Raw genomic sequence first — 10,584 nt, forward strand, 5'->3', positions numbered from 1 at the left:
CTGGCATCAGGCGGGGTCATCGACGCCGGGCGGACTGCCGGCGTCGGACCCCGCAACCACCGCGATTGCCGCCATCAGCAGGGCGGCGTTGACCCAGAAGATTCCCAGGACGCCCAGCGGCGCGGCGAAGGACCCGACGGCGACAGGCAGCGTGACCTGGGCAAGGCGGTTGACGGTCATCCGCAGTCCCAGCACCGCACCGTGGCTGGACGAAGCGGTCAGGGACACCACCCAGGCCATAGTCAGGGGCTGCGGAATGCCGAGTCCCAGCCCAAGTCCCACCATCACCGCAATGGCACCGTAAACCCCCACCAGCGGAAGCGCAGCCAGGGAAAGCACCGCGGCCGCAATGGACACGATCAGCATGGACTTGCGTCCGAAACGGCTGATCAGCCGGGTTAGTCCCAGCCTGCTGAGGACCGAGACCGCTGCCCGCAGTGCCAGCAGCATGCCCACGACGGCAGCGCTGATGCCCTGCTGGGTGGCCCATACCGGAACGAAGGCGTACATCAGGTCCACGGTCACCAGCACGGCACCGCTCACCACCAGCGAGCGCCAGAGTCCCGGTGCCTTCAGCACGCCCGCCACATTGGCGCGCGGCTGGTCCGTGTGCCGCCGGATCCGGCGCAGGCCGGCATCCGTGCGGCGCAGGAAGAAAAAGGCGGGGGTTGCCAGCGCACTGAACGCCAGGCAGACCATTAGGCCAACGGCTGTATCGGGGGCAGCCCCTGGGGGTACGGTCAGGGACGCTGCCAGCGTCACGGCCGGCGGACCGATCAGCTGGCCGATGGACGCAGCAGCCGTAAGCGTTCCGAAGTCGCTGTCCCTGGATCCGCCGCTGCTCACGTGGGCCACGAAGGCCTGTTGTCCCACCATCACCATGAGGTGGCCCAGTCCGATCACCGCGCTGGCCGCCAACAGGACGGCCAGGCCTGGGATGACCAGCATCGCCGTGGTGCCCGCGGCGGCCGTCAGCAATCCCGAAAAGGCGATGGCGGTGCCGCCAAACCTGTCAGCCAGCCGTCCCGTAGGAAGGGCGGCCACAAGCGCCGGCACGGCAAAGCTGGAAGCCAGCGCGCCAAGGAACACCGGATCTGCCCCCTCGAAGAGCGCCCGGTAACCGATGATCAATCGGATGCCCACCCAAGATGCCTGGGCGAGCACCGCCTGGGCACCCAGCGCCCTGCGCCAACCCGATCGGCTCACGGACGAAGCGGAATTTCGTCCGCTCCGCCCAGCAGCCGGGTCAGATCGTCAATGTTGTCGCGGACCGCCTGGTACTTGTCCGGGTCCAGGTGGAAGATTGCCAGCTGAAGTGCATAGGCAAGCGCCATGGGCACCAGCTGGGTCCGGTACTCCGTGTCGTCGCCGCGCCGGGCTGCGATGAGGTGGTCCGGGCTAGGCCTGAAGCGGTATCCCGGCACGTCGGACAGGACAATGCTCCGGCCGCCTTTCCGGGCTGCTTCCTGGACCAGCGTGGGCAAATGCAGCGGTGCCTCACGCAGCGCGAGCGCAATCAGGGCGCTGTTGGCATCAAAACTGACGAATCCCTCCGCGAGGTCCTTCGGGGTGGACCCAAGTACCACTGTTGTCAGGCCCAGCCTCCGGAGCCGGCGGGCGAGCAGCTCCAGCGTGGGCCGCTCGTCATTTTTCGAGTACAGGTACACAGCGCTGGAGACGTGAAGCGTCTTCGCCGCGGCGTCCAGGTCCTCCTGCGGCACGAAATGCGGCAGCCGCTTCAGGGCCCGTATCTCGTCAGCGATGAAGGCGGAGAGGTCGTGCCCGGATTCACCCCTCATCACGGTGGCGCTGGGCGCGGATTCTTCCTCGTCGCGGCGAAGGTCGGCGCGCAGCTCCGGGTAGCCCCGGTAACCAAGCTTCTTTGCCAGCCGCACCACCGTTGACTCATGCGTCTTGGCACGTTCCGCCACCTCGGCCGCAGGGATGCCGGCCATGTCCCCGGACATCAGGACATTCATGACGCGCTCTTCGGAGGCACTGAGCCGGACGGTACTGCTGGCCACTACTGCCTTGAAACTCACTATTGCTCTCCTTTGAGGTCCTGCTCCAACCATGTGATGCTTGACACTCTCTCACGGACATGCAATCCTGTGCAAGATTGCAAGTCAGGTTCAAGGCCAATCTTGCTTCTCATATTTTCTCCACTTTCCGCAGAGAGGCGGACAACGAAGATGCAAACCCTCAACGCACCTGTTGCGCTTGAATGGACGGTGGCCGCAGCGGCCATCGGCGGGGGGCTCGCCATAGCCGGTGTTGGCGCAGGCTACGGGCTGGCCAACACGTCCGGAGTCGGCGCCGGGTTCTTTCCCACGGTCGCCGGCAGCATGGTGGCCCTCGCCGGAGTGCTGTGGATTCTCCAGCTGGCCGCCGCACGAAAGGCTGCCGTCCCGGCGGCGCCCGTCGGGGACACGCTGGAATCCGTGCCGCCGCATCATGATTCGGGGTCGGCACTGGTGTCGCTGCTCGACGATGACAACAGCGAAGAGCCGGAAGCCGACTTTCCGGACCGCCAGGGCTGGGCGAGGGTGGGGATCATCATTGCCGCCATCCTCCTGGCGGCGCTCCTCCTGCCCCTGCTGGGCTACACCGTGGTGATGACCCTGATGCTCGGTGCCATCCTGCACTTCGTCAGCAAGCGGAAGCTCTGGCTCGCGGTCATGGTTGCCATCGGCGCAGCCCTCGCCTCGCGCCTGGTGTTCGAGGTGTGGCTGGGTACGGCACTCCCCACAGCATCCATCGAATTCCTCGCCGGACTGGGGCTGTAGCCATGGGATTCGACCAGCTCCTTGGCGGCCTCGCTACAGTCTTCACTCCGGAACACCTGCTGTTCGCCCTCCTCGGGTGCGTCCTGGGCATGCTGGTGGGCGTCCTTCCCGGCTTCGGTCCGGCCGCCGCCGTGTCGCTGCTGATCCCCGTCACGTTCGGGCTTGATGCAACCTCGGCGATCATCATGCTGGCAGCCATCCTGTACGGGGCGGCCTACGGCGGAACCACCACAGCCGTCCTGCTCCGTATCCCCGGTGAGGCTTCCTCCATTGCCACCACACTGGACGGCTACCAGATGGCCAAGAAGGGCCGCGGCGGCCCCGCCCTGGTGATCGCCGCGCTGGCGTCGTTCGTCGGCGGACTGATCGGCGTCGTCGGATTCGTGGTGGTGGCACCGTTCAGCAGGCTCGCCCTCGAATTCGGGGCCCCCGAACTGTTCCTGGTCTCCCTGCTTGGCTTCGCCCTGATCACCAGCTTCGCGGGCAACAACCCCGCCAAGGCCCTCCTCAGCGCCGCGGCCGGACTGGCCATCGCTACCGTGGGCGTAGACTCCGGCGTCGGCATTGCCCGGTTCACCTTCGACATGCCCGAACTGTTCGACGGGCTGGGACTGGTGGCTGTGGTGATGGGTGTCTTCGGCCTCAGCGAAGTCCTGGCACAGGCCCAGAAAGGCCCGCTCGGAGTGCCCAGCCCGCTCAAGGTAGCCAGGCTGATGCCCACCCGGACCGACCTGCGGCGTTCGGCGTTCCCGTCGCTGCGAGGTTCCCTGATCGGCTTCTTCATGGGCCTGCTTCCCGGTTCCCCCGGCGCGGCGACATCGCTGGCCTCCTACGCAGCCGAGAAGAAGATGTCCAAGCACCGGCACGAGTTCGGCAAGGGAGCCGTGGAGGGCATCGCCGGCCCTGAATCAGCCAACAACGCCCTGGCGGTCTCCTCCATGATCCCGCTGTTCACCCTCGGCATCCCCACCTCAGCCACCGTGGCCATCATGGCCGGCGCGTTCACCATGAACGGCCTCATCCCCGGGCCCCTGCTGTTCCGCGACAACCCGGACGTGGCCTGGGCCATCATCGCCAGCCTGATCGTGGGCAACCTCATCCTCCTGGTCCTCAACGTCCCGTTGGCCCGGGTCTGGATCGCCGTCCTGAAGGTCCCGTTCCACTACCTCATGGCCGCCATCCTGGCGTTTATGTTCCTGGGCACCTACTCCATCAACGGCAGCCCGTTCGACATCCTCATCATGCTGGGCGCCGGCGTCCTGGGCTACGTCTTCCAGCTGGTCAAAGTCCCCCTCACGCCACTCGTCCTGGGCCTCATCCTGGGCCCGCTGCTGGAGGAGAACTTCCAGCGGTCCCTGGCCCTGTCCCGCGGCGACTACGGCGTCTTCCTCGAAGGACCCATCAGCCTCACCCTCCTTGCCGTCATCACCGCCGCCGTCCTGTTCGGCGCGGTCCGTCCCCTGATCGCTTCAATGCTGAAGAAGAAAACCCCCACCCCCATCGCACCAAAGGAGCTTGCGAAATGAAGAAACTGACCGCACTGACCACCACGGCCCTCGCCGCATCTGTCGCCCTGGCCCTGACAGCCTGCGGCGGACAGGCAAGCAGCACGTCCACCAGCGCTGCCGCGGACTTCCCCAAGGCCGGCTCCACCATCGAGTGGATCGTCCCCTCCGCGGCCGGCGCCGGCAACGACATCCTGGCACGCATCGTGGCACCCGCCATGCAGGAGGACCTGGGCGCCAACGTCAAGGTGGTCAACAAGGAAGGCGGCAGCCAGGTGGTGGGCCTGAACTACGTGGCGCAGTCCAAGCCGGACGGCCTCACCTTCGGCAACACCAACATCCCGTCCATCCTGGGCCGGTACCTTGACCCGAGCAAGAAAGCCGCCTTCGACCGAAGCAGCTTCGCCCCCATCGGCTCCTTCGCCACCAACTCCGTGGTAGTGGGCGTGAACAAGGACAGCCCCTACAACTCCATCAAGGAACTCTTCGACGCCGTGAAGGCCGAACCGGGCAAGCTGACCGCAGCCACCGACTCCCGCGCAGGAGACGACCACGTCAACCTGCGGCTGTTGGAGAAGGAACTGGGCCTGGACTTCAACATCGTGCACTACAACAGCGGGGCGGACAAGGTTGCCGCCATCGTGTCCGGCGAAGTGGACTTCGCCCTGGGTGGCGTCTCCAGTTTCTTCGGCCAGTACAAGTCCGGCGACATCAAGCTCCTGACGGTCATCGAGGATGCTGCCAGCCCGTTCGTCCCGGACGTGCCCACCCTCAAGAGCGCCGGTTACGACATGAAGCCCATGGCCAGCAACTTCGCACTCTCCGTTCCGGCAGACACACCGGCCGCTGTGGTGGCAACACTGGAAGCCTCGCTGAAGAAGGCAGCCGAGGACCCGGCCGTCCAGGAAAAGCTCAAGGGCGCAGCCACCCAGCCCACCTTCGTTTCGGCCAGCGACACCAGCAAGCTGTGGGAAGAACGCGAAGCCCTCATCAAGCCCGTCATCGACGAACTCCTCCAGGAAAAGTAGCAATGAACTCCAGCGGAAAGGCCGCCGACGCAATGCAGCCAGAACACCAAAAAACCTCAACGTCCGACCTGGTGCGCCGGTTGGCTGCCATCCCGGCGGCAAACATTGGGGACGCCCAGGAACGGATCGGAGTGGCCTCGGGGCTCTCCCCCATCTGGTCCGGCGCCAGGCTTGCCGGCCCCGCCTACACAGTGTGGACCCGTCCCGGCGACAACCTCTTCATCCACAAGGCGCTGGAAGGCGCCCAGCCGGGCGATGTGATCGTGGTCAACGGCGGCGGCGACGTATCCCGCGCCCTCATCGGGGACCTGATCGGCATTCGCGCCAAGAACCTTGCCGTTGCCGGTTTTGTGATCGACGGGGCGGTCCGGGACGCTGAAGCCCTCGCGGCCTGCGGCCTCCCGGTCTTCGCCCGCGCAGTCACCCCCGCCGGGCCCTACAAGTTCGGACCGGGCCGGCTGCAGCTCCCCGTAGCCATCGCCGGGGTGGTGGTCTCGCCCGGAGACATCGTCGTGGCTGACGCTGACGGAGTGGTGGTGGTTCGCCGCGAGGAAGCGGAGGACGTCCTGGCCGAAGCCGAAAAGATCGAAGCACGCGAGGCGGCGAAGCGGACTGCCTTCGAGGGCGCCCTCGCCTGACAGTCCCCGGAAGGGCAACGCCGGCTGGTCCTCCCGTTCGGGAGGGCCAGCCTGCACGCGCGAACAAGCCTGCGGGCGATAGACTGGGGCCAACTTTCTGCCGGGGGGCTTTGATGGAAAACAAACGCGTCTGCCTCGTGGTGGAAGACGACAACGATATCCGTGGACTGATCAGCGTGGTCCTGCAGCGCGCCGGTTTTGAGGTGAGGGCTGTTTCCACCGGTGCCGAGGGAATCGCCGCGGCGGCCGACCCTGCCATCGCACTCGTCACCCTGGACCTTGGCCTGCCGGACATGGACGGGCATGTGGTGGCGCGCGCCATCCGCGCGCTGAGCAAGGCTCCCCAGCTCTTCCTCACGGCGAGGTCGGAGGAGGACGACGTGCTGGCCGGCATGGCCTCAGGGGCCGCCGCCTACCTCACCAAGCCCTTTCGCCCGAAGGAGCTCCGGGAGCTCGCGCTGCAGTTATGCCCCGCACCCGTTTCACAGGCCCCTCACATATCCGGCAAATCTCTCTGCTAACTTCGCTGCCTAGAAATGAGGCATGACTCCTCAGCAGCAGAAAACACAGCGTAAGCCCGGCCGCGTCCGCCGCGCGGGACCCGTCGCTGTAGGGGCTGCGCGATGACGCGGCGGGTAGCGCCGCGGTTCTATCCGATGCCGGCCGTCGCCTCGGCGTAGGCGGTGGCCTGGTCACGGACCTGGACCAGGTAGGTATCCGACTGGTTGTAGGAGTAGATGGCCCCGGTCCATCCGTTCGCGGTGGTGAGGTCACGGCCGTGGCCGCACAGGTAGCCGGCTGCACTGAGCGCAGCGTCGTCGATGTTGAAGGGATCCGCTGTCCCGTCACCGTTTCCGTCCTGCCCCGCAAGCTCCCATGTGGAGGGAATGAACTGCATGGGCCCCACGGCACGGTCCCAGCGTGCGTCGCCGTCCAAGGCTCCGGCATCCGTATCAGCGATGGCGGCGAACCCGTTTCCGTCCAGGCTTGGGCCAACAATGGGTCCGCTGGCCTGTCCTGCGGAGTCCAGGCTTCCACCGCCATAAGCTCCGTGGCGGGATTCGACGAACCCGACGGCCGCCACCGTATTCCAGCCGATGCCGCAGCCCGGGGAGGCCTGGTTGGCCGCGCCGGCCGCAGCCACGTAGGCCCGGAGCGCCCGCGCGGGAATGCCGGTCTGCGCGGCAGCCTCAGCGACCCACTCCGCGTCCGCGTTCCGGGTGATGTTCACGGCCGGCGTGATGCCGGCGGACAGCATTTCAAGTTTCGCCTCCGACCGCGGCGGCGGATCAAGAGCCACGCGGGCGTCCGCGCCGGACTGCTGCAGTGCCCAGAACGACAGCGGCGTGATGACGCAGATCGCAAACACGGTGAAGACCAGGAGACGCCTCAGGCGCAGCACGGCGTCACGGGAGACAGTCACGCGTTTGATCCTATCGATCGAAACCCGCCAAACACTCATATTCGCGGCTGGGCTCCGTCACAGCACCCGCACAGCTTGGGCCCGGAAAGTAAAGACCAGCCCACCGAAAACACCCCGGAGAATCCCATGAACTCACTTATTTTCATCGTCGCGGACCTCGCGGCCATCAGCATCCTCACCTTCGCCCTGTACCTGCGCCGTCATCGCCGGCGAGACCTTGTGGTCTCCTACCTGGGCATGAACGTGGGAGTCCTGGCCGTCGCCACCGCTTTGTCCGGCTCGGCGGCCGGCCTGGGCCTGGGGCTTGGCCTCTTCGGCGTCCTGTCCATCATCCGGCTCCGGTCCACCGAACTGGCCCAGCACGAGGTGGCTTACTACTTCTCGGCCCTGGCGCTCGGCCTGATCGCCGGGCTGGGCATCGAGCCCCTGTGGCTGACCGGATCACTGATGGCCCTGATCCTGCTGGTGATGTTCGTGGGAGACCACCCCCGCGTCCTGCCCGCCCACCGCCACCAGACGGTGGTCCTGGACCGGGCCATTGCCGAAGACGGCGAGCTCTACGCCCGGCTCGAGGAAGTGCTGCACGGCAAGGTCCACTCAGCCACCATCTCGGAACTGGACCTGGTCAACGACAAAACCATCGTGGACGTGCGGTACGCCTACTCCCCTGAGGCCTTCCCCGCCGCGCCGGTCACCGTTTCGGCAATCACGACGGCGGCGCCCGCGGCTCCTGCCTCCCGGCCTGCCCACGCCGCAGCCCCCGCCGCCCCGGCACACTCCCCCGCCCACGCCCAGGCAGGTGCGGCGTGAGCGCCGCGGCAGCAGCCGCCGTCGGGAACCTGCACCTCCTGCCACCGGTAGGGCTCGAAGAGCTCAACGCCGAGGCCGCGCTACAGACCCGGGTGGACCGGAAGTACGTGGTTCCCACCGGGCTTGCCCGCCAGCTGCTGGGCTCGTTCAGCAGGGGCATGCGGGTACTGGAGATGGATGGCGCCCGCAGCTTCGCCTACGACTCCGTCTACTTCGACACCGCCACCCTGGACAGCTACCTGCTTGCAGCCCATGGTCGGCGCCGCCGCTACAAGATCCGCACCCGGACCTACGTGGACAGCGCGGTGAGCTTCCTGGAGGTCAAGACCGAGGGCGCCCGTGAAGCAACCGTCAAGGAACGCATTCCCTACCACCTTGAAGACCGCGCCCGGCTCACCGCGGAAGGCCTCGACTACATCCGCGAAACGCTTACTGCCGCCGTGGGCTCGGTACCCGCGGGCACGTTGGAGCCCGTGCTGGAAACGCGGTACCACCGCACCACCCTCTACCTGCCAGAGTCCGGCAGCCGCGCCACCATCGACACCGACGTGACCTGGCAGCGCCCGTCGCACGGGTCCTGGGTGCTGGCCGACGCCGTCATCCTGGAAACCAAGTCCGGCTCCACCGCCGGCCCCCTGGACCGCCACCTCTGGGCACATGGCGTCCGGCCTTCCCGGATTTCCAAGTTCGCCACAGGCATGGCAGCCCTCCGTCCCGACCTCCCCGCCAACCGCTGGAACCGGACGCTTCGCCGCAGCCTGGCACTGCGGCCTGCGGCCTAGCTCCAGCTCCCCATCCGGCTCGAGCCCCCCCTCCAACTTCCCGAAGGAACACACCATGAAAAGTCTCCGTACCCACCTCTACGTTGCCGCCCTGGCCGCCACTATTGCCCTGGCCGGCTGCTCCGTGGCGGGCACCACCGCCACCGGCGTCTCCGCCATCAGCGGCAGCGGCACATCGTCCACCGCGACCTCCGGCACGGCGCAGGCCGTCTCCCTGGACACCCTCGCCGCCGATACCCACTACGACGCCGATGACCTCACGTGGGATGCGGCCTCCGAAGTAGCCGTGGCCTTGGCGGACGGCGCCAGCTCCGTTACCTCGGGTTCATCCGACGCCGTAACGGTCGACAGCGACACCGTCACCATCAGCGCCGCCGGGACCTACCGGCTCAGCGGCTCCCTGTCCGACGGGCAGGTGGTGGTGGCCGCCGGCGAGGAGGATGTAGTGCGCATCATCCTGGACGGCGCCGGCATCACCAGCTCCACCGGTTCACCGTTTGTGGTGCAGAGCGCCAATGAAGCCATCGTCTACCTGGCGGACAGAACCACCAGCTCCCTCAGTGATGCCGCCACCTACGCGGACCAGGGAACGGAGGCCCCCAACGCCGCCCTCTACTCCATGGCGGACCTGACCATCGCCGGCACCGGCGCCCTGACCGTGGACGGCAACTACAACGACGGCATCTCCGCCAAGGACGGCCTGGTCCTGGCCGCCGGCACCGTCACCGTGGACGCGGCGGACGACGGCATCGTGGGCAAGGACTACGCGGTGCTGCTGGACGGCGCCTACCAGGTCAGCGCCGCGGGCGACGGCTTCAAATCCGACAACGAGGAGGACGAGGGCCGCGGCTGGGTGCTGATCAACGGCGGAACCCTCAACGTGGCCTCCGGGGACGACGGCATCAAGGCCTACAACACCCTCACCATCGCCGCCGGCAGCACCACCGTGGAGGAATCGGAGGAAGGCCTGGAAGCCCAGCACATCGTGATGCAGGGCGGCACAGCCACCGTCACGGCCAACGACGACGGCCTGAACGCCTCGAGCGGGTCGGCCACTTCCACGTCCGGCGGCGGAGGAATGGGCGGCGGCAGCATGGCGGTCGGTGACTACACCGTGGACGTCAGCGGCGGCCTGTTGACCATCAACTCGCAGGGCGATGGCCTCGACTCCAACGGCAACGCGAATATCTCCGGCGGCACCGTTGTGGTCAACGGCCCCACCAACAGCGGCAACGGCTCCCTGGACGTCAACGGCGAACTGGCAGTGACCGGCGGAACCCTTGCCGCCGCCGGAAGCGCCGGCATGGTGGTTACTCCGGGTGAGTCCTCAACCCAGTCGGGCGTCCAGGCGACGCTGGGCTCGACGGTTCCGGCGGGAACAGTGATCCAGGTTGCCGACTCCGCCGGTACCGTGGCGGCGGCCTTCGTTACCACCAAGGCAACCGCGTCCCTGGTCTTCTCCTCCGCAGCCATCACCCAGGGTGAGGAGTACACGGTCTACACCGGCGGCACCGCAACCGTGAGCGCAGGCATCGGCGAAGGCTCGCTGGACGGTGCCACCGAACAGGGCACCGTCACCGCCGGCGAGTACACCGCCGAGCAGGGCCCCGGC

The 10,584-nt window shown here is 67.2% G+C and carries 11 protein-coding genes; 8 read left to right on the top strand and 3 right to left on the bottom strand.

What is annotated here, in order from left to right; genetic code table 11:
* Positions 1-6: 6 nt before the first annotated feature.
* Both P2Q66_RS10530 and P2Q66_RS10535 read right to left on the bottom strand, forming a co-directional pair.
* The gene (locus P2Q66_RS10530; protein WP_275727849.1) at positions 7-1,206 is read right to left on the bottom strand and encodes an MFS transporter; all 1,200 of its coding nucleotides are present in this window, start codon (positions 1,204-1,206) and stop codon (positions 7-9) included.
* A complete protein-coding gene (locus P2Q66_RS10535) occupies positions 1,203-2,042 on the bottom strand; it encodes a hypothetical protein (RefSeq protein ID WP_275727850.1) in 840 nt (279 codons plus the stop codon). The genes P2Q66_RS10530 and P2Q66_RS10535 overlap by 4 nt, the downstream gene beginning before the upstream one ends.
* Before the next feature lie 150 nt (positions 2,043-2,192).
* On the opposite strand from P2Q66_RS10535, the gene P2Q66_RS10540 reads away from it, so the two are divergent.
* The 5 genes from P2Q66_RS10540 (at position 2,193) to P2Q66_RS10560 (ending at position 6,478) form a co-directional block, all read left to right on the top strand.
* Positions 2,193-2,786 (top strand): tripartite tricarboxylate transporter TctB family protein, encoded by a 594-nt coding sequence (locus P2Q66_RS10540; protein ID WP_275727852.1) that lies wholly within the window; start codon positions 2,193-2,195, stop codon positions 2,784-2,786.
* Between the two features lie 2 nt (positions 2,787-2,788).
* Positions 2,789-4,312 carry a tripartite tricarboxylate transporter permease gene (locus tag P2Q66_RS10545; RefSeq protein ID WP_275727853.1) on the top strand — a complete coding sequence of 508 codons (1,524 nt, stop codon included), beginning with the start codon at positions 2,789-2,791 and terminating at the stop codon, positions 4,310-4,312.
* Complete coding sequence (locus P2Q66_RS10550) at positions 4,309-5,319, top strand: tripartite tricarboxylate transporter substrate binding protein (RefSeq protein ID WP_275727855.1); 1,011 nt, start codon at positions 4,309-4,311, stop codon at positions 5,317-5,319. Before P2Q66_RS10545 ends, P2Q66_RS10550 begins: the two co-directional genes overlap by 4 nt.
* A 32-nt stretch (positions 5,320-5,351) precedes the next feature.
* Positions 5,352-5,957: a methyltransferase gene (locus P2Q66_RS10555; protein ID WP_275727865.1), complete on the top strand. Its 606-nt coding sequence runs from the start codon at positions 5,352-5,354 to the stop codon at positions 5,955-5,957.
* A 113-nt stretch (positions 5,958-6,070) separates the two neighbouring features.
* Positions 6,071-6,478: a response regulator gene (locus P2Q66_RS10560; RefSeq protein ID WP_275727858.1), complete on the top strand. Its 408-nt coding sequence runs from the start codon at positions 6,071-6,073 to the stop codon at positions 6,476-6,478.
* 128 nt (positions 6,479-6,606) lie between these two features.
* Here P2Q66_RS10560 and P2Q66_RS10565 read toward each other — a convergent pair whose 3' ends face one another.
* The gene (locus P2Q66_RS10565) at positions 6,607-7,359 is read right to left on the bottom strand and encodes a lytic transglycosylase domain-containing protein (RefSeq protein WP_275727867.1); all 753 of its coding nucleotides are present in this window, start codon (positions 7,357-7,359) and stop codon (positions 6,607-6,609) included.
* Positions 7,360-7,506: 147 nt separating this feature from the next.
* Between P2Q66_RS10565 and P2Q66_RS10570 the strand changes: the two genes are divergently transcribed.
* The 3 genes from P2Q66_RS10570 to P2Q66_RS10580 form a co-directional block, all read left to right on the top strand.
* Complete coding sequence (locus P2Q66_RS10570) at positions 7,507-8,190, top strand: DUF4956 domain-containing protein (RefSeq protein ID WP_275727859.1); 684 nt, start codon at positions 7,507-7,509, stop codon at positions 8,188-8,190.
* The gene (locus P2Q66_RS10575) at positions 8,187-8,972 is read left to right on the top strand and encodes a polyphosphate polymerase domain-containing protein (protein WP_275727861.1); all 786 of its coding nucleotides are present in this window, start codon (positions 8,187-8,189) and stop codon (positions 8,970-8,972) included. Before P2Q66_RS10570 ends, P2Q66_RS10575 begins: the two co-directional genes overlap by 4 nt.
* 55 nt (positions 8,973-9,027) lie before the next feature.
* Positions 9,028-10,584, top strand: a 1,557-nt coding sequence (locus tag P2Q66_RS10580) for a carbohydrate-binding domain-containing protein (protein ID WP_275727863.1), incomplete at its 3' end; no start/stop codon positions are given.

This window comes from Arthrobacter sp. Cr_A7 (genome assembly GCF_029222765.1).
GTDB lineage: Bacteria > Actinomycetota > Actinomycetes > Actinomycetales > Micrococcaceae > Arthrobacter.